Below are 26,775 nucleotides of genomic sequence, written 5' to 3'. Positions count from 1 at the left end.
CTGTCTCGATCCGCTTCGACCGTATCGGACCGCGATCGATCGCTCGTCTCTTCGTTATCGCCGCTGCATTCGAAGCAGTAGCAGCGGAACCGGATCACTTTCGGCTGTTTCATGCCGGTAACCCGTTCCAGCTTGCAAAGGGATCGGGCAGATTGCGCCAACGCTCGGGCGTGAAGCGGTCCGCCTTGACGAGGCAGGCATCCAGTTCGGCGGTAATCTGTTTTTCGCTCATCGGGTCGGCGCCGATGAACACCAGCTCCTGGCGGCGGTCCCCCCAGATCGGATCGAGATAGGGTGCCAGCGCTCGCTGGAAGCCGGGATCGCGCGGCCATTGGTCCTGCGGCACGGCAGCCCACCAGAGGCCCATCTTGCCCGTGCGGACGAGCGCACCCGCCTGGCTCATTTCGCCGACATAATAGGGCCGCGTCGCCAGCCAGAAGAAGCCCTTGGCTCTGACAACGCCCGGCCACGAGCGGTTGAGGAAGGCTTGGAATTTCGCGGGGTCGAATGGTTTCTTCGCGCGGTAGACGAAGGAGCGAATGCCATATTCTTCCGTTTCGGGAACATGATCCTTGAAACCGTGCAATTCCTTGTACCAGAGCGGATGCGTTTCGGCGCGATCGATATCGAAGCGTCCGGTGCCGAGAACCTCCGCCGGTTCGACCGCACCGAAATCCGCTTCGATGAGACGCGCATCGGGGTTGAGGCCGACGATGATCTTGCGGGCGGCGTCGCGTTGTTCAACCGTTGCCGAACCGACCTTGTTGAGAATGACGACATCGGCAAATTCGATCTGCTCGACCAGCAGGTCGACAATGGTCCGGTTGTCGCCTTCACCTGCGGTTTCGCCGCGATCGGCCAGGAAATCGGTCGACCCGTAGTCGGCGAGAAGATTGGCCGCATCGACGACCGTCACCATCGTATCGAGCCGGGCAACGTCGGAAAGACTGCTGCCGTCCTCGTCGCGAAACTCGAAGGTGGTGGCGACGGGCAGGGGTTCGGCAATGCCCGTGGATTCGATCAGCAGATAATCGAAGCGGTCCTGCTCCGCGAGTTGGCGGACTTCCTTCAGCAGGTCGTCGCGCAGCGTGCAACAGATGCAGCCGTTGGTCATCTCGACGAGCTGTTCCTCCGTGCGGGAGAGATTGGCGCCGCCATCGCGCACCAGCGCCGCATCGATATTCACCTCGCTCATGTCGTTGACGATAACGGCAACGCGCAGGCCCTCGCGGTTGTTGAGAATATGGTTGAGCAGCGTCGTCTTGCCGGCGCCGAGAAAACCGGAGAGGACGGTGACCGGGAGCTTCTTATTCATGGCAATCCCTTCTGTAATGTAATATCATTACATTTATGATGATGAAAAAAAGCGAGCCATTTGCTCGCTTCCTTCGGCGATGTTCAGCCTTGTGCTGAAAGGCAGGTTTTCAGGGAGCTTGCGATGCCGCGCATCAGGTCGAAATAGAGATCCGGTCCTTGCGGCAGCGTTGCGGCTTCTGGGTCCAGGACGCCAGATTTTGCCGCCGTGCCTTCCAGCACCACATTGACCAGCTTCGGTTCGAATTGCGGCTCGGCAAAGACGCAGGTCGCGCCGAGATCGGCGACCTTGCTGTGGATCTCGGCGACGCGCTGTGCGCCGGGAATGGTTTCCGGGCTGACCGTGATGGAGCCGGAGACATGCACGCCATAGCGATGCTCGAAATACTGGTAGGCATCATGGAAGACGATGAAGGGCTTATCTTTTACGGGGGCGAGCGTCGAAGCGATTTCCGTATCGAGCGCATCGAGCTTGTCGTCCAAGGTCTTCTGATTTGCCTCGTAGGTGAGGGCGTTGGCGGGATCGGCCGCGACCAGTGACGTCGTGATTTCGGCGACCATCGCCTTGGCATTGTGCGGATCGAGCCAAAGGTGAGTGTCGAACTCGCCATGATCGTGGTCGTGATCATGTGCATGATCATCGCTGGCTTCGTGTTCGTCGCCATCGTCATGCGGTTCGAAGGCGCCGCCTTCGCGGAACTTCAGTTTGGCGATGCCGGGTGCGTCGTCAAGCTCAACGACGGTGGCATTGGTACCAAGTGCGGCAAGCGGCTTCTGCAGAAAGGCTTCCATGCCCGGCCCAACCCAGAAGACTACTTTCGCCTCCTGAAGGCTGCGCGCATTCGACGGCTTGAGCGCATAGGTATGCGGCGAAGCAGCACCATCGACGATCAGATCCGGGGTGCCGACGCCCTGCATGACAGCTGCGACCAGCGAGTGGATCGGCTTGATGGAGACGACGACTTTCGGCGCATCGGCTGCAGTTGCGGTTGTGCTGACGAGCAGGCCGGAAAGGAGAAGGGAGGCGGCGAGGGGAAGAAGAGTTTTTGCTGCGTTCATGCCAGAAATGCCCTTGAATGGGTCTGTTATGTTATTACATCAATTGCGTTATGCTATAACGTGTGCGATAGCATGGCGCAATAGTGCAATTGGAAATTTCATGCTTTCTTCCATCGACAGCAAGAGCCGTCCGCTGGTGTCGCTTCATGATGTCGGCGTCCGCCGCGACGGACGCTGGCTGGTGCGTGGCGTCGATTTCTCCGTGAGCCGCGGCGAGATCGTTACCCTGATCGGCCCGAACGGTTCCGGTAAATCGACCAGCGCCAAGACGGCGATCGGCGTGCTGAAGCCGGACGAAGGACGTGTCGACCGCATAGCCAATCTGAAGGTCGGCTACGTGCCGCAGAAGCTTGCCATCGACTGGACCTTGCCGCTCAGCGTGCAACGGTTGATGACGCTAACGGGGCCTTTGCCGGAGCGCGAGCTGGTTGCTGCTCTTGAGGCCGTCGGCATCGCGCATCTCGCGAAAGCCGAGGTGCAGCATCTTTCCGGCGGCGAATTCCAGCGGGCGCTGCTTGCGCGCGCCATCGCCCGCAAGCCCGATCTGCTTGTGCTGGACGAGCCCGTGCAGGGGGTCGATTTCAGCGGTGAGATCGCGCTTTACGATCTCATCAAGTCGATCCGCAATTCGCAGGGCTGTGGTATTCTGCTGATCTCGCATGATCTGCATGTCGTGATGGCGGCGACGGATACTGTGGTCTGCCTGAATGGCCACGTCTGCTGCCGCGGCACGCCACAGACCGTCAGCCAGAGCCCGGAATATGTGAAGCTGTTCGGTACGCGGGCGGCACAATCCCTGGCGATCTACAGCCACCATCACGATCATACGCATCTGCCTGACGGTCGCGTGCAGCATGCGGACGGTTCGATTACGGACCATTGCCATGCCGATGATGGCCATCATCATGGCCACGATCACGATGATCATCATCACGGCCATGACCATGCCGAGGGGGAGCGCCATGTTTGACGATTTCTTCCTGCGCGCCGTCGTTGCCGGCGTTGGACTGGCGCTGACGACCGGGCCGCTCGGCTGCTTCATCATCTGGCGACGTATGGCCTATTTCGGCGACACGATCTCGCATTCGGCATTGCTCGGCGTGGCCCTCTCGCTACTTTTTCAGCTCAATCTAACACTCTCTGTCTTCGCGGTTGCGGCTCTCGTATCGATCCTGCTTCTGTTCCTGCAGCGGCGGCAGGCGCTGTCGGCGGATGCGCTGCTCGGCATTCTCTCGCATGCGACACTGGCCATCGGCCTTGTCATCGTCGCCTTCATGAGCTGGGTGCGGATCGATCTCATCGCCTTCCTCTTCGGCGACATACTGGCCGTCAGCCAGTCCGATATCGCGGTGATCTGGGGCGGCGGCATCCTCGTTCTGGCGGCGATTGCCTGGCTCTGGCGGCCGCTTTTGGCCTCGACAGTCAATCCCGAGCTTGCCGAGGCTGAAGGATTGCGGCCGGAGCGCGCGCGGCTTCTCTTCATGCTGCTGATGGCTGTGGTGATCGCGATCGCTATGAAAATCGTCGGTATCCTGCTTATCACCGCGTTGCTGATCATTCCCGCGGCCACCGCACGCCGCTTTGCCTCGACGCCGGAAACAATGGCGATCTTTGCTTCGCTGCTTGGCGCCATCGCCGTTGTCGGCGGGCTTTTCGGATCGCTGCGCTATGATACGCCGTCCGGCCCGTCGATCGTGGTTGCGGCGCTCGTTCTATTTATCATCAGTCTGCTGCCCCTCGTTCGCAGGAGCGGCACGCCAGCGGCGCAACAGAGAGGACAGTCATCATGACCACTCCGATGCTCACCAAGAACCAGTCCCTCGTTTTCGATATCCTGACCAAGGCGGAGGCGCCGCTCAGCGCTTATACCATCCTGGACAAGCTGCGCGATCAGGGTTTTCGGGCGCCGCTGCAGGTTTACCGGGCGCTCGACAAGCTGCTGGAATATGGCGTCGTGCATAGGCTCGAGAGCATCAACTCCTTCGTCGCTTGCGCGCATCCGCACGAAGATTGCCATAGCCATGGCCTCGTTGCCTTTGCCATCTGCGAAAGCTGCGGCCAGGTGATCGAGTTCCACGATCACGAAGTGGATCATCGGCTGATGGACTGGCTGAAATCGCAGAAGTTCAAGGCGGAGAAGTCGACCATCGAAATTCGCGGTCATTGCGCCAATTGCGCGGCTTGAGCTACGGGCCGCAACGTATTCAGCGTTCCATCAATTGCTTATAAGAAAATTCTAATCCAATCTTTTAAGATCACGCGCGAAGCGCTGCCAGTTGGCGATGTAATGCTGAGCTGAGCGGCGCAGGCCTTCGATCGCAGCTTCGTCCAGGGTGCGGATGGCTCTTGCCGGTGCGCCGACGATCAGCGAGCCATCCGGAAATTCCTTGCCTTCCGTGACGAGCGCATTGGCGCCGACGAGGCAATTATTGCCGATCTTCGCACCGTTCAGCACGGTGGCGCCCATGCCGATCAGCGAATTGTTGCCGATGGTGCAGCCATGGATGATGGCGTGATGGCCAATGGTGCAGCCTTCGCCGATCGAAACCGGAAAGGCCGGATCGGTATGGATCATCGTGCCTTCTTGAATATTCGTCGCCTTGCCTATGGCGATCAGCTCATTGTCGCCGCGCAGGACCGAGCCGAACCAGATGCCGACATCCTCGCCGATCTCGACCTTGCCGATGACGCTTGCATCCGGCGCGATCCAGTATCGGTCGGGGCCTGGCGTTTTCGGTGTGAGGCCGGCAAGGGCGTAGAGTGGCATGGTCGATCCTCCTCGATCAGACGACGTTCAGTACCAGGTTTGCGACGCCATCGACGGCGCAGCTGATCCGGTCGCCGCGGACAACGGGGCCGACGCCGGCGGGCGTACCTGTCATGATGATATCGCCCGGGGCCAGCGTGAACAGCTTAGAGAGTTCGGCGATGATTTCCGGCACCTTCCAGATCATCTGAGAGAGATCGCCTCTCTGGGCGGACTCGCCATTGCGCATCAGCCAGATGCCGCCCTTGTCGGGATGGCCGACGCGGGTGGCTGGAACCAATGCGGAAACCGGAGCCGAGTGATCGAAGGCCTTGCCGATTTCCCAAGGGCGGCCGAGCTTCTTGGCTTCACCCTGCAGGTCACGGCGGGTGAAATCGATGCCGACGCCGTAACCATAGACGCAATCCAGTGCCTGTTCGACCGGGATGTCCGCGCCGCCGCCGCGCAGCGCCACGACTAGCTCCACTTCGTGATGCACGTCCGCTGACAGCGAAGGATAGGGGAAATCGCTCGAGACTAGCAGATTGTCCGGGTTCTTCTGGAAGAAGAAAGGCGGTTCGCGGGTGGGGTCATGACCCATCTCTATGGCGTGGTCGGCATAGTTGCGGCCGACGCAATAGACGCGACGCACAGGAAAAAACTCGGTCTCACCTTCGATCGGCAGAAGGACAGGGGCAGGTAGTGGAATGACTGTCGTTAGTGGGGCGTTCATATGCGCTTTCGAAACTCTCATCTTTTTCAGAGGGCTGCTGCCGTCCGACTCCTTCGGGCAAGCTAGCATTATTGTTACAGCCGCGAAAACTGGCGTTTTTGAGGGATTTGGTGTAGAGCGCGGATCAGAAAGGTTTCCCATGTATAGCGACGCACTGAAAACTGGCCGCAAGATCTTTGCGGTTGCCCCCATGATCGACTGGACTGACCGCCATTGCAGATACCTGCATCGGCAGATCAGCCGGCATGCGCTTCTCTATACCGAGATGGTGGTGGCGGATGCGATCATTCATGGGCCGCGTGACCGGCTGCTGGGGCATGATGCTGCCGAACATCCCGTCGCGCTGCAGCTTGGCGGCTCCGATCCGGCCAAGCTTGCCGAGGCGCTGCGGATTGCCGAAGCGTATCATTATGACGAGATCAATCTCAATGTCGGCTGCCCCTCGGATCGCGTGCAGTCCGGCACCTTCGGCGCCTGCCTGATGCTGACGCCGGAGACGGTCGCATCCTGCATTGCGGCGATGAAGGCGATCTCGAAGGCACCCGTCACGGTGAAATGCCGCATCGGCGTCGATGAGCAGGAACCCGAAGAGGCGCTGCCCGAACTGATGACGCGCGTGCTCGATGCCGGCGCCGATGCGATCTGGATCCATGCCCGCAAGGCCTGGTTGAAGGGCCTGTCACCGAAGGAGAACCGCGAGATCCCGCCGCTGGATTATGACATCGTCTATCGCATGAAGCAGCGTTGGCCAGAGGTTTTCATCGGCATCAATGGCGGCATCCAGACGCTGGATCAGGCTGAGGCGCATTTGGCCCACGTCGATGGCGTGATGCTCGGCCGCGCCGCCTATCAGAATGCCGCCATTCTCGCCGACGTTGACCATCGCTTCTTTGGCGAACCGGCCGCCGAGGCTGACTGGAACGGGCTGCGCGACCGGATGATGGATTATGCGGAGCGCCACATCGAAAATGGCGGCCGCCTGCAGCATGTCGCGCGCCACATGGTCGGCCTCTTCACCGGCTTGCCGGGCTCGCGCCGTTACCGCCAGATCCTTTCGACCGACGCCAACAAGCCGGGGGCGGGGCCGGAGGTGATTGCCGCCGCCTTCGCGGCGGTGGACTTTGCGGGTGAACGTGAGCGGGTGAGTGCTTGAGGCAGCGGTGCCTTATCTCGCCCGCCAAGGGCGAGATGGGGCCTGAGTTTGCCGCAAACTTCATCGAGCAAATGAAAACGGCGCGGTTTTCACCGCGCCGTTCGAAACCTTGTTCAGGCAGTCACAATAGGCTTAGGCAGCCTGGATGTTGACAGCCTTCGGGCCCTTGCCCATGCGATCCGGCTCGGTGTCGAAGGTGACCTGCTGGCCTTCGCGCAGCGACTGGATGCCGGAAGCCTGAAGAGCGGAGATGTGGACGAAAACGTCCTTTGCGCCGCCGTCAGGAGTGATGAAACCAAAACCCTTGTCCTGGTTGAAGAATTTTACAGTGCCCTTGGTGGCCATGGGGGATAGTCCTTTACCCATCAGTCTTAATTAATCCGGGGAAACCCGGACGGCTTTGCCTCCGCGCCATGCGAAAGCCAGTCGAGAAGTCACGTACGGGGAAAGAACGTCTGCGCGGGTCAGAAGACCCAACCGCTGCCTGCCGCAAGCGGATCACCAAATCAGTCCAGTCACCGGCATGCAAATGCCCGAGCATGCATATGGGTGACAGGGTTTGTGGAAAAAGGCAAGGGGTGTTTTAGTTGGCAGCCGTAATGAAAGACAAATCAATAGGTTGAAAGGCGATCACCTCGATTGCCCAACGAATCCACTATTTTCAGCCCATATAATAAGGATGCTGCCTATTCCTGAAACTCAGGTCAAAATTGATTTTGTAAAAGAGGCAGTCGTTGCAGGTCTTGTAAAAGTCGGTACTTTCCGAGGTCACAACCCTTGATAACGGACGCTTAGGTGGGCGCATGGCAGAATTGAGCGATGTTGATGTGATGGGGCTGGCTTTGGAAGAGGCAGAAGCCGCTCTAGAGAAAGGCGTCTTTCCCGTTGGCGCCGTCCTAGTGGCGGGAAGCCGGATTTTGGGGCGGGCGCATAAAACCATGATATCGAATCACCTGAATCATGCGGAAATGAACCTGTTTCATCAGGTATTTACTGGTGATTACACCTTGTCGCGAAGCGATAAGCTGACACTTTATACAACGCTGGAACCTTGCATCATGTGCTTCGGCACCATGCTCCATTTACCTATAAGCCGCCTCGTCTTTGCCATGTCCGATGCATATGGTGGCTGCGCGCATACGAAACTGGAGAATTCTCCCCCGAGGCATATTTCAAGAGCGGTAGAAGTCGTCGGAGGCGTTCGCCGCCAGGAAGCGTGCGAACTGTTTGCGAAGTTTCTTGAGACGACGACCGAGGAATTCTGGCTGACGGGCGGTGCTTCGTATTTTCAGGCAGCCGTGAGAGCCGATCCTCCCGCATTACAAGGCTGAGCGCATGCTCCTGGACCGGCGTGCGGGATACCAACTCTAGCTCGGCGTAAACACAGCACAAGCCTCCGCAATCCCCCGCAGCTCATGACTCCCTAAGGGCAGAAGCGACATCGTTGTCTCGGCTGCGACCGACCCCGAAACGAGGATATTGTGTCCGAGCGGCTTGCAGAGGCCCTCCAGCCGGCTGACGAGGTTTACGGCGGGACCGATGGCGGTGAAGTCCAGCCGGTCGGCGGCGCCGATGTTGCCCCAGAGCATGTCGCCGAAATGCAGCGCGACACCAAACGGAAGTGGCGGCAGGCCCTGGCTCGCCCGCGTCGCGTCGAGATGGGCCATGCCGGCGCGTATGGCGGTGGCGGCGCGCAAGGCGGCTTCGCAGGCTTCCTTCGGGGTCCCGCTCACGGGGAAGATCGCCAGTACGCCATCGCCCATGAATTTCAGCACTTCGCCGCCGAAGGCATGCACGGCACCGGCGACGCGGTCGAACCAGGCATCGAGTCCCGCGATCATGACGGTCGGTTCCGTCGCTTCGGAAAGGGCGGTGAAATCCCGCAGATCGGCGCAGAGCAGGGCGGCGCGGATGGTCTCGCCGCTATTGCGGCTGAGTGCACCGGCCTGCACCCGCGCCGCACTTCGGCGGCCAAGATAGGCTTCGAGCAGGGTCGATAAAGTGGCGCGAGCGGCCAACCCCGCCAAGGGCGCAGCGGCAAAGCGGCCGATCTCGCGCAGGTTTTCCGCCTCGAAGGCGGTGAAGGGCCGGGTGCCGGCCCAGGCAAGCACGGAATTGCCGGGCGCAATCCCGATCGTTTCCTCGCATATCGGGCCGAGATCGCCCAGCCAATCGCGGCCGGCCTGTCCGAGCGTCGTGCCAGCGAAGCCGAGAGCTTCGGTCACCGCGCCGGTTTCGGCGCGCCAGAGCCATGTATGCTGCGTGATGATCGGATGCGGTGCGGCAAGCGTCAGGGCACTGCCGGCAAGCGGGAGACCGGCAGCCAACAGGTGTCCACCCAGATCGGCCAGGAAGCGTTCGGGGCTGGGCGAGGTGCCGGCTTCGTCGACCAGCCAGGCAAGGGGGGCGGGCAAATCCATGCGCCGATCATGCCATGGCGCTTGCCGGCTGTCATCCGTGCCGGTGAGGCCATGCCGACCGCGTTGAAAAGCAAAACGACACAGGCAATCGCTGTCGCCGGTCGGCGATATTGCTGCCATCGAGCATCTAGCCCGATGACGCCGCGTCCAAAGTCGCGTCAGCTCCTGCCATCATGACCGCGCATGACATCGGGGCCGGGATCGCGCCCTGCGGCTACCGTGGCCATGCGGTCAAGATAATGCGCCCAACCCTTTGCGTGCGCTTCGCATTGTTCAACGGTTGGCAGGCCGGTATGGGTGAGACGCACCAGCGTTCCATCCGGCTGCTCTATCAGGTCGATCTCCACGAGGGTCGATTCGGGAGGCACTTCCTCGCTGCCTTCCCAACCGAAGCTATAGGCGAGGCGGTGCACCGGCACGACCTCGCGGAAGGAGCCGCGCGCGACGCGGGCGCCGGTGACGTTGACGAGATAGATGCCGCCGAGCTGCGGCTCCGTCCGCGCTTCCGTCCCCATCCAGCGCAGGATCTTCTCTGGATCGGTCAGCAGCGCGAATACGGCCGCGGGTGGCGCCGAGACATGGGTCTCGCGACGGACGATCAAAGGCTCGGACATCAGTCTTTCTCCCCAGGTTTGCTATCGCTTACCACCGGCCCGGTATGCGCTCAAGCGCCTTCCGTCTCCCCCGTGGGTCTCTTCAGATGATGGCATGTAGCGGCTGCGGCCCCGTCAGCAAGGCATTGCCATGTTCGCAGACCTCTCGGCCTTCGTAAATCGGCAGCGTCGGGCGCAGATATCCGATAATCTAGGTCGCTTTATCGCCCCGGTCGCCCCGTCTTGCCTTTTGTCCGTCCTTTGCGCTGCTTCTCGTCCACCGGGTCCTCATAGGAGCCGACCCCCGGCTTTGCCCGGGTGATCGGCTTGTCCGGTACCTTGCCCGTGACGGGCTTTTCGGTGCGGCCGACGGTCATTTCGTCCAGCGTATTCTTGCGGAAGAGCGGCGTGCCGGCATCGCTGCCCGGACCCATTTCGTCGAGGTTAGGCTTGGCGAAATAGGATCGGGAATCCGGCGCCGGCGGCGCACGCTTGCCCGTTGCGGAACCGCGGCTTTCGAGGCTCTTCGCCTCCTCGCGTGCGAGCGGATCGTCCATGGCGGCGAGTTCGACGGCCTTGAGGCGCTTGATCTCGTCGCGCAGCCGTGCCGCCTTTTCGAAGTCCAGGTCGGCGGCGGCATCGCGCATGGATTTTTCCAGCGCGTTGAGATGGGCCTGCAGATTGTTGCCGACGAGATGGCCGCCATCGGCAAAGCCCTTGCCGGAGGCGCCGCCGATATCGGCGCGAACGTGGTCCTTCTCGTAGACGCTGTCGAGGATGTCGGAAATCTTCGCCTTGACCGATTCCGGCGTGATGCCGTGTTCCTTGTTGTAGGCCATCTGCTTTTCGCGCCGGCGATTGGTCTCGTCCATCGCCCGCTGCATCGAGCCGGTGATGGTATCGGCATAGAGGATGACCTTGCCGTCGACGTTGCGCGCGGCACGGCCGATCGTCTGGATCAGCGACGTCTCCGAGCGCAGGAAGCCTTCCTTGTCGGCATCGAGAATGGCGACGAAGCCGCATTCGGGAATGTCCAGACCCTCGCGCAGCAGGTTAATGCCGACGAGCACGTCGAAGGCGCCGAGGCGAAGATCGCGGATGATCTCGATGCGCTCCAGTGTGTCGATGTCGGAGTGCATGTAGCGCACGCGCACGCCCTGTTCGTGCAGATATTCTGTCAAATCCTCGGCCATGCGCTTGGTCAGCACGGTGCAGAGCGTGCGGTAGCCCTTGGCGGCGGTTTCGCGGATTTCGCCAAGCACGTCGTCAACCTGCGTGCGGGCCGAACGGACCTCCACCGGAGGATCGATGAGGCCGGTCGGGCGGATGACCTGTTCGGCGAAGACACCGCCGGATTGCTCCATCTCCCAGCCGCCGGGTGTTGCCGATACCGCGATCGTGTCCGGGCGCATGGCGTCCCACTCCTCGAAACGCAGCGGACGGTTGTCCATGCAGGAGGGCAGGCGGAAGCCGTATTCGGCCAGCGTCGCCTTGCGGCGGAAGTCGCCTCGGTACATGCCGCCGATCTGCGGCACGGTGACATGGCTCTCGTCGATGAAGATGATGGCGTTGTCGGGAATGTATTCGAACAGCGTCGGCGGCGGCTCGCCGGGATTGCGACCGGTCAGATAGCGCGAATAGTTTTCGATGCCCTGGCAGGAGCCGGTGGCCTCCAGCATCTCGACGTCATAGCGGGTACGCTGCTCCAGGCGCTGTGCTTCCAGCAGGCGGCCAGCCTTTTCCAGCTCGGCAAGGCGCAGCTTCAACTCTTCCTTGATCGCCTTGATGGCGCCGTTCAGCGTCGGGCGTGGTGTGACATAGTGCGAATTGGCGTAGATCTTCACCGATTTCAGGTCGCCGGTCTTCTGGCCGGTGAGCGGATCGAATTCGGTGATGGCGTCGATCTCGTCGCCGAACATGGAAATGCGCCAGGCGGCATCCTCCAGGTGGGCAGGAAAGATTTCGATCGTGTCGCCGCGTACACGGAAGGAGCCGCGCGTGAAGTCGATATCGCGGCGCTTGTACTGCTGCGCCACCAGATCGGCCAGCAATTGCCGCTGATCGAGGCGATCGCCGACATTCATCTGGAAGGTCATGGCCGTATAGGTTTCGACCGAGCCGATACCGTAGATGCACGAGACCGAGGCGACGATGATACAGTCGTCACGTTCCAGCAGCGAACGCGTCGCCGAGTGGCGCATGCGGTCGATCTGCTCGTTGATCGAGCTCTCCTTCTCGATATAGGTGTCCGAGCGCGGCACATAGGCTTCCGGCTGGTAGTAATCGTAGTAGGAGACGAAATATTCGACCGCGTTATCTGGGAAGAAGTTCTTGAATTCGGAATAGAGCTGGGCCGCCAGCGTCTTGTTCGGCGCGAGGATGACGGCCGGGCGCTGCGTCGCCTCGATCACTTTGGCCATGGTGAAGGTCTTGCCGGAACCGGTGACGCCGAGCAGCACCTGGTTGCGGTCACCGTTTTGCAGCCCTTCGACGAGATCGCGGATCGCCGTCGGCTGGTCGCCAGCCGGCTGGTATTCCGAGGCCATGCGGATCTCGATGCCGCCTTCGGATTTTTCCGGGCGGGCAGGGCGGTGCGGAGTCCAGATCTTGCCGTTCTTATGCAGCGGGTTGCCGCTCTCGATCAGCTTCGACAGGGCTTCTACCGTCGCCGTTACGCCGCCGGTCGAAATCTTGTCGGCATCCTCAAGTGCGATATCGAGGCCGGAGACCGGATTGAGGCCGGCGGCGGCACGCGTCTTGGGGTCGGTCGAGCCGCCCATGGAGACGCCGCGCGCGGTCTTTCCGGCGGTGATTTCCACCTTCTTGCGGTGCTTGCCTGCCTTCGAAGCGATCTCGCGCTGGGTTTCGACGCTGGATGCTTCCGCATCGGCTTCGAGCTGCTTCACCCAATCGGCAACGCTGCCGCTGAGCGGCGCACCTTCGAATGGTGCCTGCGGCGCCTCTTCGAAACCGGTCGGGGCGGGGGATTTTTTCGATGATTTGGCCATGCGGCGAATATGGCGACAGATCGCGCGGATGTGAAGGGGTAAAGAGTACAAAAGGGAAACAAAATAGCGGATTTTTCCATTCGCCGGCGATGTCAAATATGTTACAACCCAAGGGCGGCCGATGCGTTATCGCTGATCCAAAGTCCGCATAGCGCGATCCTCGCAGGCGCCAAGGGAGGAGCCAGCCGCAACGTCGACATGCCCGGCCGTGCCGGGTTCCCCCAGCTTCGACGGCATCCGGTATTGCCCGCCTCGCCGCCGCCATCCGGTCGGAGGATAATGATGACCGCATTGGATAGCTTACGTTCCCTATCCCCCCAGCAACGAAACACCGTGATCGCGGCCTATCTGGGCTGGACATTGGACGCTTTCGATTTCTTCATTTTGGTTTTCGTTCTCAAGCATATAGCCGAGGAATTTCACACAGATGTCCCCGCGGTTGCCGTGGCGATCTTCCTCACCCTTGCCATGCGGCCGGTGGGCGCCCTGATCTTCGGGCTCGCAGCGGACCGCTTCGGGCGGCGCACGACCCTGATGGTCGACGTGCTGCTTTATTCCGTCTTCGAATTCCTGACCGGCTTTTCGACCGGCTTGACGATGTTCCTCGTGCTGCGCGCGCTCTTCGGCGTCGCCATGGGCGGGGAGTGGGGTGTCGGCGCGTCGCTCGTGATGGAAACCATACCCGAGGACTCGCGCGGCCTTGTGTCCGGTATCCTGCAGGCTGGTTATCCCTCGGGCTATCTGCTCGCCTCGATCGTCTTCTTTCTGCTGTTCCCGATCATCGGCTGGCGCGGCATGTTCTTCGTCGGCGCGGTGCCGGCGCTGCTGGTGCTCTATATCAGGCGCAATGTGGAAGAATCTCCGGCTTTCCTTCAGCGGCAGGCCAAGCCGCAACGGCCGTTCCTCACCGTCCTGCGCGAGAATATTCCGCTGTTCATCTGGGCAGTGCTTTTGATGACTGCGTTCAATTTCTTCAGCCACGGCACCCAGGACCTCTATCCGACCTTCCTGGAAACCCAGCGGCAATATGACTCTTATACAGTGGGCGCCATTGCCATCGTCTACAATATCGGCGCGATCGTCGGCGGCCTGACCTTCGGTTCCCTGTCGCAGCGTTGGGGCAGGCGGCGGACCATCGTCATCGCCGCACTGCTGGCCATTCCCGTCGCCCCGCTCTGGGTCTGGGGCCAGGGGCCTGTCATGCTCGCGATCGGCGCCTTCCTGATGCAGCTGTTCGTGCAAGGCGCCTGGGGCATCATTCCGGTGCATCTCAACGAATTGTCGCCGGACGAGGTGCGCGGCACCTTTCCCGGCTTTGCCTATCAGCTCGGCAATCTGCTTGCTTCGGGCAATGCCTCGATCCAGGCGGGATTGGCAAAACAGTGGAACGGCGACTATGCGCTGGCATTGTTGATCGTTGCCTGCATCGTCGCCGTGGTCGTTGCTGTTTTCGCCGGCTTTGGCTTCGAGAAGAAGGGTGTTCGGTTTGGCGGGAAGGATGCGGGCCAAGCGGATAGCGCCGTGCGGGCCTGAACAGACTCGCCATCAAGGTCACGAGGGCCGGCTGATATCGCCGGCCCTTTCGTTTATTTTCCGCAAATTTCCGAGATCTTGGCCTGGGCGAAGCCGCGGGCGAGCTCCTGCAGCCCGCCGACCGAGGATATCAGTTCGCCGATCGGGCCGTTGATGCCGAGATGCAGGTCGGTGATGTGGCATGCGCCGACATCGACCGTCATGGAGGCATCGAGTTCACCCTTGATCGTCGTCTTCAATACGCCATGCGATTTGCAGGCCATCTCGGCATGGGCATTGATCTGGACGCCACCGTTCGAGCCGTCGCAGACATCGAGCGACTTCACCTCGAACTTGTCCTTGTGATCGACGCCGGGCAGTTTCTTGCAGGGATCGGCCTCGTTCACCGACTTCTCGATCTGCGGCCCAAATTTGCTCTGCAGCAGCGACCAGCACGAGCCTGGCGCGGCCTCTGCCGGTGTCGCCGCTATCGGAAGCGGAGAGAGCGGCAACACGACCGCCGAGGCCAGCAAAACCATGCGAAGCGGCGGCAGAAGCGAGAAGGGGGGCATGAGATATTTCAGGTTCACGGCGATCTATCCTCTGAAAAGAAGAAGCAGCAAATCAGGCCTGGCGCAGCGACAGTCTTCCATCTCTTCGTCCGTCAAGGCAATCCCCCCGATTTTGATGGTTACGCCTTGACGACCATGGTGTCGCAGAAGCGGTCGTAGAAAGTCTGGCCGCGCCACACGATGAATGGAAAGGCCCACCAGATGAGCGCGAATACGAACAGAAGCGGCGCCAACGCTCCCGTCAAGGCGAAAAAGCCGATGGCACTGAGAAGGTTGGTATCGCGCGCCTGCTGAATCAGCTGATCGATCGGAGGCTGATATGAGGGCAGCAGAAACAGGCCGACCAGATTGACTGTGGCGACCAGCATCAATGGCAGAAACTTGAATATTTCCCGTTTGGCGGCAAGCCCGAAGGGCAGGGTGTCGCCTTCCACCGTTGTCACGCGCAGCGAGGTCAATCGCTTGCCTGGCGTCCGCTTGCCGCCGATGGAGCAAAGGGCGAAGGCGAAGGGAAGGAACAGCAGAACGACGCTCGAGGTCGGCCTTGCGGCGATATTCGGATCGACCGGATTGCCGTTGCCGTCGACGGGTATGGAAAAGGCGCGCTTCAATGTGGCCGATCCCTGCTGCGATGCGACGATTGAAAGGAAGACCGTGTATCCATCGCTGCCCAGCCAGGAGATGCGGCAAAGCTGGTTGCTCCTCACTTCGCCTGGCTGCAGCGGCCATTCGGCCTCCACTTTCGCAACGAGAGGCGCCGAAGTTGCTTCTTCGCATTGTTGCTTCTGAAGAAGCGGCAAGGTCAAGTCCCACGGCGTGGCCGCCGACAGCACGAGAAACAGCAGGGTAAAAGCGACCTGGAAAATGACGATATCGACCGTGTAGGCGCCGAGCCGCCGCCAAAAATGGCGACGCGGCGGAGAGCTCATTTGATGATCGGAAGCAGCAAAACTCATGGTTCCCCCCGGCTTAGCGCGTGTCACGACGCCCACCACGTCGCATCACTCACTTCAAGTTGAGCGCATTAGCATGTTTTGCTGCGATTCGCTGGGAGCGAAGGCAGGCGACGGATAGGCCCCCGCGATACCGATCGTCCCTTGCATTCATTCATATCGGAATGGTCTGTCCGCCGGATGGCTCATCTTGTTCGCCGTCCGGGTTGCCGTCATAGCCCAGGCGCTTTGCCTTGCGGAACCATTCGGCCGCCTTGCCCGCATCCGCAGCGACGCCATCGCCGTCACGGTACATCATGGCTAGATTGTAGGCGGCATCGGCATAGCGATGTTCGGCTGCCCGCTCGAACCAGTAGATCGCCTTCGGACCGTTCTTGGTGACGCCTTCACCATCGCGGAACATGACGCCGAGATTGTATTCGGCTTCGACATCATTCTGCGCCGCCGCTTTCAGGAACCACACGATTGCCTGGGCATCATCCTGCCTGATCCCGTCGCCATCGGCATACATGGCACCGATATTGAACTGCGCGCTCGCATCGCCCTGTTCGGCGGCCTTCTTGAACCAGGAGAAGGCCGCAGCGCCATCCTTGGCGACGCCTTCGCCGTCGCGATACATGATGCCCAGATTGTATTGCGCCTCGACTTTTCCCTGCTCGGCCGCCTTGCGATACCAGATGACGGCCTTGCTCTTGTCCTTGTCCGTGCCGTCGCCCTGGTCGTACATGGTGCCGACATTGAACTGCGCATCGGCATCGCCCTGTTCAGCGGCCTTGCTGTACCAGGCAAAGGCTTGCGGCTTGTCCTGCGCTACGCCTTGGCCCGTGTCGTAGACGACACCGAGATTATATTGTGCATTAAGGTATCCCTGTGCGGCAGCCTTCTTGTACCAGACAACGGCTTGGCTCTTGTCGGCGGTGACGCCTTCGCCCTGGTCGTACATGGTGCCGACGTTGAACTGCGCTTCGGCATTGCCCTGATCGGCGGCCTTCTTGTACCAGCTGAGGGCGAGCGTAAGATTCTTTTCGACGCCGTTGCCGTCCTCGTACATTTGTCCGAGCTTCAGCTGTGCGGCAACGTTGCCCTTGTTTGCCAGGGGGCGCCAGTAATCCAAGCCCGATTTGATATCGCCGCGATCGTAGCTGTTTCGTCCGACATCGGCTTGTGCCGTTCCCATGGACGCCAGCGCGAAGAGCAAACCGGCTGCCCCCTTCTTCCAATTCACGATTTACCCCTCAATCGAAATTCGTTGAATAAGATGCCGAGCTCTAAGGCACGAGCACCATCAGCAAATGAAACAAGAGCCAGCCCGTGCTGACGCCCGAGTCCTTTTTGCCGGCGCCCCCTTGTCCAAGCGGTCCAAGATCCTTGATCGGACCGTCGCCATTGGCTTCCATGTAGCTGAGTCCATGCTGCGCTTCCGGCAATCCCTTAGCCGCCGCCTTGTTGAACCAGTCCGCACCAGTCTTAGAGTCCTTAGGCACGCCATAGCCGTTATAATACAGATATCCAAGACCGTATTCCGCCCGGGCGTCGCCGTGATCGGCTGCTTTGCGAAAGAGAGCGGCCGTTTGGCCATAGTCCTTGGGAACGCCAGCGCCCTGATAATAGAGGTAGGCAAGGGCATATTCGCCCTGTGAATTGTTCTGGTCGGCCGCCTTGCGGTACCAGCTTGCGGCGGCCGATTTGTCAGCTGTCGTCCCCTGACCGTTTTCGTACATGTAGCCGAGTGCGTATTGGGCGTCAGCATGACCCTGGCTGGCGGCTTTCTGGAACCAGTCAAAGGCCTTGCCGTAGTCCCTGCCAATGCCGCGGCCGGCCGCATACATGTAGGCGAGGGCATATTGACCCTGTGCGTCGCCTTGTTCGGCGGCCTTGCGATACCATCTCGCCGCGCTGTCATCGTCGGTCTTCACGCCCTGGCCGTTGGCATAGAGGTAGCCGATGGCATATTGGGCGTCGGGGCGGCCCTGATCGGCAGCTTTGCGATACCATTGCAGTGCCTGCCTGTAGTCCCTGGCGACGCCTATCCCGTTTGCAAGACTGTAGCCGACGGCGTATTGCGCGTCAGCGCGTCCTTTTATCGCTGCCTTCATATACCAAGAATAGGCTTCGGCATCGTTCCGTTCGACACCCTTGCCATTGGCATAGGCGTAGCCGACCGCATACAGGCCTTGCGCGCTTCCTTGATCGCCGGCCTTTTTATACCAGGCGACGGCCTGCTTCTGGTTTTCTTCAGTGCCTTGGCCGTTATCGTACATATAGCCGATGGCGTACTGGGCATCGGGCCGGCCCTGGTCGGCCGCTTTGCGATACCAACCGAGTGCGATCGCCTCATCCTGATGCACGCCGAGGCCATTGGCATACATGTAGCCGAGCGCATATTGCGCCTGCGCCTGTCCCTGAGCGGCGGATTTCTGGTACCAGGTGACGGCGTTTTCATTACTGACAGCCATACCGCGGCCGTTGGCATAGGAATAGCCGATGGCATATTGAGCATCGGCATTGCCGTTTTGCGCCGCCTTCAAATACCAGTCATTTGCCTGTTTCAGATCGGTGTCGACGCCCCGGCCGCTAGCATACATGTAGGCCAATGCATATTGGGCCTGCGCATTGCCTTGGTCCGCTGATTTTCGATACCAATCGACGGCCTCAGCATCATCCTGCTCTACGCCCTCACCATTGGCGTAGCGATAGCCGAGACCATATTGGGCCGCCGCGTTGCCCTGTTTTGCGAATTCCACCCAGTATTTCAGGTCGATCTTCGTATTGGCGGGGCCAGGGGCGGGATCCTCGGCGTGAGCAAGCCAGGGTAGCGAAAGAGCGAGCGCCAACCCCAATGCGTAGCTCTTTGTCTTCAAGGCTTCAGTCTCCCACCTGCGTCCCAGACCGTAATCGATCTGAACAATATGGCGATGTCTTGGTCAAGGGATCGCAGGAACCCAAATAGCAGTGGATTTAATGCCCCCGGACGATGGGATCGCTATACCGGAAGCACGTCGTAGAGGCGGAAGATCCATGTGATCTGATAGATCAGCCCGACGATCACGAATGCCGCCTGGAAGCGCCGGTTGGCGGTGATCGAGGCAATGATGCACAGGATGACATAAACGACATTGCGTATTGGATATTCCCAGCCGAGAGAACGAAAATAGGCCTCTCCCTTCAGCAATGTGTCGATGAGATCGACGGCGTAGGTGACGGCGAGCAGGCCGAAGAACCAATGGCGGCGGGAGATGAAATATTCCTCGAAGCCGCCATAGTCCTCGACCGAGGGCGGATTGAGCAATACGCAGAGGAAATAGAAGAGGCAGCAGAAGCAGATGAGAAAGAGGTAGACGCCGAAATTGATCTGCGCGACGGATTGCAGCCGATACTCCCACCACCAGAAATGGATGATGAAGAGGAACATGGACAATACCCAGCCGATATGGACGAGATAGATCTTGTTCTTGCCCGGCGCCTGCACGAATCCGGCAAGCCGGGTCAGAAGCTGGGCGAGCGAAAGGCCGATCACCATGCTCATGACCGTCCTGATATAGACATAGACTTCTGGTGTGTGCGCGGAATCCATCGCGTCAGCTCTCCTCTGGTACAGCCTTCGGCAAGCCGCTTTCATCGAGCGCGACCATGATGAAGGTCGCAGCCGTGACTTTCTCCAGGCTGTTATAACGGGCGCGGTGTGCCCATGCTTCGACGCTCAGCGTGATCGAGGTACGGCCGACGCGTTCGATATCGGTGAAGACGCTCAACGTATCGCCGATCTTGACCGGCAGTTCGAAGGCCATCTCCTTGACCGCTGCCGTGACCACGCGTCCACGCGCCCGCTCGGCTGCGCGGATGCCGCTTGCCAAGTCCATCTGCGCCATGACCCAGCCGCCGAAAATATCGCCGGCAGGATTGGCGTCGGCGGGCATGGCGAGCGTGCGCAATGTCAGCTCGCCTCTCGGTTTGACGCTGTCATTCATTCTTCTGCTCCTGTTCACGGTCGATTCCGGCAATCAGCCTATGCAATCCTGCCGCGATGGAAAAGCCATGCTGGCATTTCCATGGAGGACTCATGTGGGTCACGCGCTTTGCTTCAGGCGATTCCATACTCACGCGGTACCGTTGTAAAACAGCGGGACCCCTGCGGTAAGCTTTCGTTCACCCTTCCCATTTAGGATTTGTAATCGTTACCGACCGTGGCTGGGGCAGCGGATCAGGACTATGGCCATTTTACCCATTCTACGGCGGGTCGCGCTGCCATTGCTGTTGTCGTCGGCGCTGGTCGCCTGTACGGCAGACAGCCTCGTGCCGCCTTCTGGCATCGACAGCTCCTCGCGCGTCGGCTCGATCAAGCCGCATCGCAGCTTGCCGCAAAGGCAATTCGCCTACCAAGGGGTACAGGATCCCGTCGTTTCCGCGTCGAGCAATTACAAAAGTGGCGGTCCCGTTCGTTCCAGCGGAACGGGTGAGGCGGTGACCACGACGGATGTCGAAGCCGGCTTAGCGCAGCAGTCGGATATTCCCTCCCAGGGCGTCAACATGGACGCCGAGCTTGGCGTCGGTCCAAGTGAGGAGGCGCAATCCGCCTCGGTGGTCGGATTGGCGCAGGAGGAGCAGCAGAACATTGCCGAAGGTCAGTCCGACCAGCCCGTGGTCGACGGCATCGGCACCGATGCGCCGGTACAGACCAACCGCTCGGTCGTGCAGCGCCCGGCCGCGCAGGCCGAGCTCAATCAGTCGCGGATACCGAGGCAGTTGCCGGGAACGCAGGTTGCGATGCTGCCCCGTGTCGAAAATCCGATACCGCGCCTCGATCAGCAGTTCGAAGCGCCGCAATCAACACCGGGGATGATGCCGCCTTCGGAAATCGCCTGCCGCCAGGAATTGCAGCGCATGGGCGTCGTCTATACCGACAAGCCGGCGATCTCGAACGGTCCTGCATGTCAGGTTCCCTATCCGGTTTCGCTGAGCGGCCTTTCCGGCAATATCGCCGTCCGACCGGCGGTAACTTTGAATTGCCAGGTGACGCTCGCCTTCGCCAAATGGGTGAAGAACGAACTCGCTCCAGCCGCACGCACGCGCTACTGGACCGGCATCGGCACGATCGTACCGCTCGGCGGCTATTCCTGCCGGCGGATGAACAATAGCCGGCAACGCTATAATCCGATGTCGGAACATGCGCATGGCAATGCGATCGATGTCGGCACCTTCATCCTGAAGAATGGCCATGTGATCGACGTGCGGAAGAAGGGTTTGTTTTCCTTCCGGGAAGGGCGGTTGCTCAAGGCGGTACGCAGCGACAGTTGCCGCTATTTCGATACCGTGCTTGGTCCGGGCAGCAATCCGGAGCACTGGAACCACTTTCATTTCGACCTCAGGGACCGAAAGGGCGGCCGGCGCTATTGCAGCCTTTGATTGGCCCTTTGCCGGAACAGCATCTACACTTGTCAAACGGGAAAGCTGATTTACCTTTCGACGGAATCGCGCTCAACTGCGCGCATTGGGTGCCAGAGAGGGGTTCATGGAAGACGTACCAAGACGAAAGAAAAGCCTGGGAAGGGCGCTCCTTGCTGCACTGATTGCCATCATTATCGTCATCGGCGGCCGCTGGTACGTTTATGTCGCCTATGCCGACGATCCGTTCGATGAAGTCGGCATCGGTCTCAACTCCATGATGCCCGGACCCATTCGCGACAAGGGTTGTGCGATGCTGAAGGCACGCTTCGAGCACAAGACGCTGCCGCCGGCGGGCTGCGGCGTCAACGGCAACTGGTAGCGGTCGTTTTCCAGGTCGTAAGCTGGCAAAAAGAAAAAAGCCGGCTGAGCCGGCTTGAGCGGAGCATGGCAACGACGGGGAATCCTCGCCGGCTCCAGAAAAGAACTTCATGTTGCAATGATGATGCATGCAATATGAATGCGAAGGCAATAAATCGGCCAATACAACAGGCGCTGACGGTGTCGCCAAGAGGCGTTGGGCGGAGTTGCGACAAACGTTGCTCACCTAAGGAGCTATATGCCCGACGAAGGTCACGATTTGATGACAGCTTATTCCGCTTAGACGAACGCTGTGTTTCACTACCGTGGGGTGGTAAAAGCCCAAGACCGGCTATATAGCGGGCAAACGCCGCGAAATTCATCACAAAAGCCGGACTTTGCCTGACTATGGCTGCGATCATTTCCATACGCAATCTTACGAAAACCTATGCCAACGGATTCCAGGCGCTGAAGGGCATTGATCTCGATATCGAGCGGGGCGAAATCCTGGCGCTGCTGGGGCCGAATGGCGCGGGCAAGACGACGCTGATTTCCATCGTCTGCGGGATTGCCAATCCAAGCGGTGGGTCCGTGACCGTGGGCGGTTATGACGTCGTGCGCGATTTCCGCGCCACGCGCAGCCTTATCGGTCTCGTGCCGCAGGAGTTGACCACCGATCAGTTCGAAACCGTCTGGAATACGGTAAGTTTCTCGCGCGGGCTTCACGGCAAGAAGCCGAACCCCGAATATATCGAGAAGATCTTGCGCGATCTCTCGCTCTGGGAGAAGAAAGACAACATGCTTCGCCAGCTTTCCGGCGGCATGAAGCGGCGCGTGCTCATCGCTAAGGCGCTGTCGCATGAGCCGGAGATCCTCTTCCTCGACGAGCCGACGGCCGGTGTTGACGTGACGTTGCGCAAGGACATGTGGCATGTGGTCGAGCGCCTGCGCGCATCCGGCGTGACCATCATTTTGACGACGCATTACATCGAAGAGGCCGAGGAGGCTGCCGATCGCGTCGGCGTCATCAATGGCGGCGAGCTGCTGCTTGTGGAGGAGAAGAAGGCACTGATGGCCAAGCTGGGCCGCAAGCAGCTCATTCTCGATCTGAACGAGCCGCTCCACGCCGTACCGCAGTCCCTCGACGGCAACGGGCTTTCGCTAGGGCCGAACGGCCTGACGCTCATTTATGATTTCGATGCACAGCACGAGCAGTCGAGCATCGCGGCTCTGCTGTCGAAACTCGCTGCCGAGGGAATTCACTTCAAGGATCTTTCGACGCGCCAGAGTTCGCTCGAGGATATTTTCGTATCGCTGGTGGAGGCAGGCAAATGAACTTCGAAGCGATCAAGTCTATCTATTCGTTCGAAATGGCCCGCACGCGCCGCACTCTGCTGCAGAGCGTCGTCTCACCAGTCATTTCCACATCGCTCTATTTCATCGTCTTCGGTGCCGCGATCGGTTCGCGCATCAACCTGGTCGAGGGCGTTTCCTATGGGGCGTTCATCACGCCCGGCCTGATCATGCTGACCTTGCTCGGCCAGTGCATCAGCAACGGCTCCTTCGGCATCTACTTCCCCAAATTCACCGGTACCATTTACGAGGTACTGTCGGCGCCTGTCGCCATGACCGAGATCGTGCTCGGTTACGTGGGCGCGGCGGCGACCAAGGGGATGCTGATTGGCCTGATCATTCTCGCCACGGCAAGTTTCTTCGTCGAGATCAGGATTGAGCATCCGTTCATGATGATCCTGTTCTTCGTGCTGACGGCAGTCACCTTCAGCCTGTTCGGCTTCATGATCGGCATCTGGGCCGGAAATTTCGAGCAGCTGAACCTCATCCCGATGCTGGTCGTGCCGCCGCTGACCTTCCTCGGCGGCAGCTTCTATTCGATCAACATGCTGCCGCCCTTCTGGCAGGCGGTCAGCCACCTCAATCCGGTCCTATATCTGGTCAGTGGTTTCCGCTGGAGCTTCTACGGCATCGCAGATGTCAATCCTGGCTTGAGCCTTGCCATGATCACGCTTTTCCTCGTCGTCTGTCTGGTCATCCTGGGATGGATTTTCCGCACAGGATATCGTTTGAGAAATTGATGGCGGTGCTAGCCTGGCGAGCTTAAGAAGGCCCGTGGCTTTTGCAGCCGCAACAAAATGGTCCAGGAAAGCATCCAATGTCGCAGGCTCATCTCAATCCCTCGCTGCCCCAAGCACTCTCCCGGCTCGACCAGCTGACCAACTGGGAGCGCAAGCCGCGCGGGGAGATGCGGGTCGGTCTTGAGCCGATGCTCGACCTCATGCAGCGCCTGGGCAATCCGCATCGCAGCTTTCGCGCCATCCACGTTGCCGGCACCAAGGGCAAGGGATCGGTTTCAGCGCTCCTCGAAGCGGGATTACTGCGGGCCGGCTGGCGCGTCGGTCGCTACGCATCGCCGCATGTCGACCGGGTGAACGAGCGTGTCAGTATTCTTGGCCAGGAAGTCGAGGATGATGCGCTGGCGACGGCGATCATGCAGGTTCTGGATGGCTACGAGGGCGCAAAGCAGGCCGCGACGGCGGGTGAAGATGCGACCTGGTTCGATGTGATTACGGCCGCTGCATTCCTCGTGTTCAAAGAGGTCGGCTTGGACTGGGCCGTCATCGAGGTCGGCCTTGGCGGCAGGTTGGATTCCACCAATGTCGCCTTCGGCGAAGTTGCCATCGTCACGAATATCGGGCTGGAGCACACGGAAATTCTTGGGGTCACGCGCGAGGCGATCGCGGGTGAGAAGGTCGGCATATTGAAGTCCGGCGCCACGCTTGCCACCACGCTTGCTATCGACGATGCCGCGGGAAAGGTCTTGCAGCAGCGTGCCGATGAGCTTGGCTGCCAGGTACTGCGAACCGATCTTCCCGAAGACGCGACGATTGCGGAGACGAATATCTCGCTGGTCGGCCTTGTGTTCGATCATCTGGGACGACAAGGCGAGAGCGTGCAGACGGCGGGCAAAAAGGGGCAGCCGGTCGGCGCGTGGCTGCTCGAACCGGCCGTCATCGACAAGGCGCGGCTGCCGGGACGGATGGAGCGCTTCGACCTTGCCCTACCACCCACGCTTCGAAGCGGGCGACAGAGCTTGCCCGTCATCATGGATGGCGCGCATGTGCCATTCAATATCGAAGCAGTCCTGCGCGATATCACGCGCTCGTCCAGCATCAGCGGCGATTGCATCGCGGTTGTCGCACTTGCATCCGACAAGGATGCTCCCGGCTTCTTGAACGTGCTCTCGCGATATGTGGCCCATGCGGTCTTTACGGAAGCGTCCGGATCGGGCCGCGCCCATGCGGCGAGCGAGCTGGAGGCATTGGCGATCTCGATGGGTATGGCCTGCGAAGCCGAGCCCAACCCGCAGAAAGCGCTTCATCATGCCGTCGCGAAAGCTGCGGAGGTGGGCGGCTGGATCCTGGTGACGGGCTCGCTCTATCTTGTCGGCGCTCTGCGCGGCACTGTCCAGGGGAGCGTAGGGTGACGATGGAAATTACGATCAGGCCTGCTCTTGCCAGCGATGTCGCCGAGATGGCGAGACTGCATCGCGCGATCTGGTGCGACGCCTATCGCGACCTGGTGTCTGCTGAGATTTATCAGGCTCTCGACGAGGATTTCCGCCGTCTGCGGTGGGCGGATATACTCGCAAATCCCCGCAGGGATCAGCGCGTGCTTCTTGCCGAGCAGGGCGGGCGGCTTGTCGGTATCGGCGCGATCAACGCGCCGTCCGATGCCATATTCGAGGGGCGAGGCGAGATTAAGTCGCTCTATATCGATGCTTCCATCAAACGCCAGGGACTTGGCCGTCGTCTGATGCGAGAATTGGCGCGGGAACTTGTATCCATGGGCTATTCGGGTGCGGCGCTTGGTGTGGTCGTCGGCAATGAATCGGCGATTGCCTTTTATCGTGCACTCGGAGGGCAATTGATCGGTCGGTACACGGACCCGGGTCCGGTCTGGCGTTCCGACAATTTCATTTTTGCATGGGACGACTTGTCCGTTCTGATCTGATTGTCCCATGCAAGCCGATGAATGGCGATTTCATCCGGCTGCGATCCGCTTGCGTGGGGCGATGGTCATGGCCATGACGCCAGCCACGACACAGACAAGACCTATGGCTGCGGTCGGAGACAGAGGTTCGCCAAGGAAGACGACGCCGATGGTGACGCCGATCGGGACGCGCAGATAGGCTTGTGCCGTCGTGCCGACCGAGCCGAGGGTCTGGATAAGCCGGAAATAGATGCTGAAGGCAAGCGCGGTGGAGACGACCGACAGGCCGAGCAGTGCCAGGATTGAGGCTGTCGACGGCGCAATCTGCCAGGGATGTTCGACAATCAGGCTTGCCGGGATCAGGAGAGCGGCACCGCAAAGCAACGAGCCGGCTGCCGGCATCATCGGGTCCAGCCCCTTGAAGTTTCGGCCGAAAAGCGCGGCGCAGGCATAGCAGATCGATGCCGCGACGACGGCGAGCTGCGGCAGCAGCTGGCGGCCCATTCCATGCAGCGCATCGAGGCCGATGATCAGGCAGATACCGGCCATGCCAGCAATCACGCCGAAAAGCTTGCGGCCGGTCAACGGTTCGCTGCGCAACACGAAGGCGGCAATCAGAAAGGCGAAAATCGGCGTCGTGGAATTCAATATGGTCGCAAGGCCGGCATCGACAGTCTGTTCCGCCCAGGCGATCAGCGTGAAAGGGATGGCGCTGTTGAGGCAGGATTGAATGAGGAAGCGCTTCCAGGTGGCGGCGTCGCGCGGCAGATTCAGACCACGCCAGCGAATGATCGCAAGCAGAACAAGGCCGGCGATCAAGGTGCGGGCGGCGATCAGCGTGATCGGCGGGATGGTTGCTACGCCGATGCGGATGAAGGTGTAGGAGGCACCCCAGCAGGTGGCGAGGGCGAGGAGGAGAAGCAGTTCGGTCGTCAGGTTAGGTCTTGCCGGCGTCATCGTAT

General features: G+C 60.3%; 27 protein-coding genes. 12 read left to right on the top strand and 15 right to left on the bottom strand.

Translation table 11 applies throughout. The features are described from left to right. Positions 1–109: 109 nt before the first annotated feature. Both zigA and znuA read right to left on the bottom strand, forming a co-directional pair. On the bottom strand, positions 110–1,315 hold the full coding sequence (gene zigA / locus AC13RC_RS10925) for a zinc metallochaperone GTPase ZigA (protein ID WP_488557141.1): 1,206 nt from the start codon (positions 1,313–1,315) through the stop codon (positions 110–112). Between the two features lie 83 nt (positions 1,316–1,398). Continuing rightward, a complete protein-coding gene (gene znuA / locus AC13RC_RS10920) occupies positions 1,399–2,373 on the bottom strand; it encodes a zinc ABC transporter substrate-binding protein ZnuA (protein WP_488557140.1) in 975 nt (324 codons plus the stop codon). Between the two features lie 100 nt (positions 2,374–2,473). On the opposite strand from znuA, the gene AC13RC_RS10915 reads away from it, so the two are divergent. The 3 genes from AC13RC_RS10915 to AC13RC_RS10905 are packed head-to-tail and all read left to right on the top strand — an operon-like array spanning position 2,474 to position 4,558. Next, positions 2,474–3,343, top strand: a complete 870-nt coding sequence (locus tag AC13RC_RS10915; protein WP_113354567.1) for an ATP-binding cassette domain-containing protein — start codon at positions 2,474–2,476, stop codon at positions 3,341–3,343. After that, the gene (znuB, locus tag AC13RC_RS10910; protein ID WP_112721157.1) at positions 3,336–4,163 is read left to right on the top strand and encodes a zinc ABC transporter permease subunit ZnuB; all 828 of its coding nucleotides are present in this window, start codon (positions 3,336–3,338) and stop codon (positions 4,161–4,163) included. The genes AC13RC_RS10915 and znuB overlap by 8 nt, the downstream gene beginning before the upstream one ends. Then, a complete protein-coding gene (locus AC13RC_RS10905; RefSeq protein WP_112334637.1) occupies positions 4,160–4,558 on the top strand; it encodes a Fur family transcriptional regulator in 399 nt (132 codons plus the stop codon). Before znuB ends, AC13RC_RS10905 begins: the two co-directional genes overlap by 4 nt. A 51-nt stretch (positions 4,559–4,609) precedes the next feature. On the opposite strand, the gene AC13RC_RS10900 is transcribed toward AC13RC_RS10905, so the two are convergent. Further along, on the bottom strand, positions 4,610–5,140 hold the full coding sequence (locus AC13RC_RS10900) for a gamma carbonic anhydrase family protein (RefSeq protein WP_488557139.1): 531 nt from the start codon (positions 5,138–5,140) through the stop codon (positions 4,610–4,612). A gap of 16 nt (positions 5,141–5,156) precedes the next feature. Next, complete coding sequence (locus AC13RC_RS10895; RefSeq protein ID WP_113354569.1) at positions 5,157–5,852, bottom strand: fumarylacetoacetate hydrolase family protein; 696 nt, start codon at positions 5,850–5,852, stop codon at positions 5,157–5,159. Positions 5,853–5,991: 139 nt separating this feature from the next. On the opposite strand from AC13RC_RS10895, the gene dusA reads away from it, so the two are divergent. Further along, complete coding sequence (gene dusA, locus AC13RC_RS10890) at positions 5,992–7,005, top strand: tRNA dihydrouridine(20/20a) synthase DusA (RefSeq protein WP_113354570.1); 1,014 nt, start codon at positions 5,992–5,994, stop codon at positions 7,003–7,005. A 132-nt stretch (positions 7,006–7,137) separates the two neighbouring features. Here the strand turns inward: dusA and AC13RC_RS10885 are convergent, their stop codons facing one another. Then, positions 7,138–7,350, bottom strand: a complete 213-nt coding sequence (locus tag AC13RC_RS10885; RefSeq protein WP_069613123.1) for a cold-shock protein — start codon at positions 7,348–7,350, stop codon at positions 7,138–7,140. A gap of 458 nt (positions 7,351–7,808) precedes the next feature. On the opposite strand from AC13RC_RS10885, the gene AC13RC_RS10880 reads away from it, so the two are divergent. Continuing rightward, complete coding sequence (locus AC13RC_RS10880) at positions 7,809–8,336, top strand: nucleoside deaminase (protein ID WP_488557138.1); 528 nt, start codon at positions 7,809–7,811, stop codon at positions 8,334–8,336. Between the two features lie 36 nt (positions 8,337–8,372). Here AC13RC_RS10880 and AC13RC_RS10875 read toward each other — a convergent pair whose 3' ends face one another. The 3 genes from AC13RC_RS10875 to uvrB form a co-directional block, all read right to left on the bottom strand. After that, positions 8,373–9,425: an adenylate/guanylate cyclase domain-containing protein gene (locus AC13RC_RS10875; RefSeq protein WP_488557137.1), complete on the bottom strand. Its 1,053-nt coding sequence runs from the start codon at positions 9,423–9,425 to the stop codon at positions 8,373–8,375. Positions 9,426–9,583: 158 nt separating this feature from the next. Beyond that, positions 9,584–10,039: an SRPBCC family protein gene (locus AC13RC_RS10870; RefSeq protein WP_488557136.1), complete on the bottom strand. Its 456-nt coding sequence runs from the start codon at positions 10,037–10,039 to the stop codon at positions 9,584–9,586. A 200-nt stretch (positions 10,040–10,239) separates the two neighbouring features. Next, a complete protein-coding gene (gene uvrB, locus AC13RC_RS10865) occupies positions 10,240–13,026 on the bottom strand; it encodes an excinuclease ABC subunit UvrB (protein ID WP_488557135.1) in 2,787 nt (928 codons plus the stop codon). 282 nt (positions 13,027–13,308) lie between these two features. Here uvrB and AC13RC_RS10860 point away from each other — a divergent pair, with 282 nt between their 5' ends. Then, positions 13,309–14,559 (top strand): MFS transporter, encoded by a 1,251-nt coding sequence (locus AC13RC_RS10860; RefSeq protein WP_488557329.1) that lies wholly within the window; start codon positions 13,309–13,311, stop codon positions 14,557–14,559. Between the two features lie 53 nt (positions 14,560–14,612). Here AC13RC_RS10860 and AC13RC_RS10855 read toward each other — a convergent pair whose 3' ends face one another. From AC13RC_RS10855 to AC13RC_RS10830, 6 genes are all read right to left on the bottom strand, one after another. Continuing rightward, positions 14,613–15,128: a hypothetical protein gene (locus tag AC13RC_RS10855; protein WP_488557134.1), complete on the bottom strand. Its 516-nt coding sequence runs from the start codon at positions 15,126–15,128 to the stop codon at positions 14,613–14,615. Between the two features lie 101 nt (positions 15,129–15,229). After that, complete coding sequence (locus AC13RC_RS10850; RefSeq protein WP_488557133.1) at positions 15,230–16,066, bottom strand: RDD family protein; 837 nt, start codon at positions 16,064–16,066, stop codon at positions 15,230–15,232. Between the two features lie 151 nt (positions 16,067–16,217). Then, positions 16,218–17,288, bottom strand: coding sequence for an SEL1-like repeat protein (locus tag AC13RC_RS10845; RefSeq protein WP_488557132.1), 1,071 nt, complete (start codon positions 17,286–17,288; stop codon positions 16,218–16,220). Positions 17,289–17,331: 43 nt separating this feature from the next. Further along, the gene (locus tag AC13RC_RS10840; RefSeq protein ID WP_488557131.1) at positions 17,332–18,924 is read right to left on the bottom strand and encodes an SEL1-like repeat protein; all 1,593 of its coding nucleotides are present in this window, start codon (positions 18,922–18,924) and stop codon (positions 17,332–17,334) included. 122 nt (positions 18,925–19,046) lie between these two features. Next, positions 19,047–19,637: a hypothetical protein gene (locus tag AC13RC_RS10835; protein WP_113249267.1), complete on the bottom strand. Its 591-nt coding sequence runs from the start codon at positions 19,635–19,637 to the stop codon at positions 19,047–19,049. Positions 19,638–19,641: 4 nt separating this feature from the next. Next, positions 19,642–20,031 (bottom strand): acyl-CoA thioesterase, encoded by a 390-nt coding sequence (locus AC13RC_RS10830; RefSeq protein WP_069613114.1) that lies wholly within the window; start codon positions 20,029–20,031, stop codon positions 19,642–19,644. A 241-nt stretch (positions 20,032–20,272) separates the two neighbouring features. On the opposite strand from AC13RC_RS10830, the gene AC13RC_RS10825 reads away from it, so the two are divergent. The 6 genes from AC13RC_RS10825 to AC13RC_RS10800 all read left to right on the top strand — a co-directional run bounded on the left by AC13RC_RS10825 (position 20,273) and on the right by AC13RC_RS10800 (position 25,834). Beyond that, positions 20,273–21,466: an extensin-like domain-containing protein gene (locus AC13RC_RS10825; RefSeq protein WP_488557130.1), complete on the top strand. Its 1,194-nt coding sequence runs from the start codon at positions 20,273–20,275 to the stop codon at positions 21,464–21,466. Positions 21,467–21,572: 106 nt separating this feature from the next. After that, positions 21,573–21,827, top strand: coding sequence for a hypothetical protein (locus AC13RC_RS10820; RefSeq protein ID WP_113333064.1), 255 nt, complete (start codon positions 21,573–21,575; stop codon positions 21,825–21,827). A gap of 386 nt (positions 21,828–22,213) precedes the next feature. Next, positions 22,214–23,140 carry an ABC transporter ATP-binding protein gene (locus AC13RC_RS10815; RefSeq protein ID WP_488557129.1) on the top strand — a complete coding sequence of 309 codons (927 nt, stop codon included), beginning with the start codon at positions 22,214–22,216 and terminating at the stop codon, positions 23,138–23,140. Continuing rightward, on the top strand, positions 23,137–23,898 hold the full coding sequence (locus AC13RC_RS10810; RefSeq protein WP_113333066.1) for an ABC transporter permease: 762 nt from the start codon (positions 23,137–23,139) through the stop codon (positions 23,896–23,898). Before AC13RC_RS10815 ends, AC13RC_RS10810 begins: the two co-directional genes overlap by 4 nt. Before the next feature lie 77 nt (positions 23,899–23,975). Then, on the top strand, positions 23,976–25,307 hold the full coding sequence (locus AC13RC_RS10805) for a bifunctional folylpolyglutamate synthase/dihydrofolate synthase (protein ID WP_488557128.1): 1,332 nt from the start codon (positions 23,976–23,978) through the stop codon (positions 25,305–25,307). Positions 25,308–25,309: 2 nt separating this feature from the next. Next, a complete protein-coding gene (locus tag AC13RC_RS10800; RefSeq protein ID WP_488557328.1) occupies positions 25,310–25,834 on the top strand; it encodes a GNAT family N-acetyltransferase in 525 nt (174 codons plus the stop codon). Between the two features lie 30 nt (positions 25,835–25,864). Here the strand turns inward: AC13RC_RS10800 and AC13RC_RS10795 are convergent, their stop codons facing one another. Next, positions 25,865–26,770 carry a DMT family transporter gene (locus AC13RC_RS10795; RefSeq protein WP_145317101.1) on the bottom strand — a complete coding sequence of 302 codons (906 nt, stop codon included), beginning with the start codon at positions 26,768–26,770 and terminating at the stop codon, positions 25,865–25,867. Between the last annotated feature and the right edge of the window lie 5 nt (positions 26,771–26,775).

This window comes from Martinezella sp. CNPSo 3890 (assembly GCF_057784455.1).
This window is presented reverse-complemented; position numbering and strand designations above follow the sequence as displayed.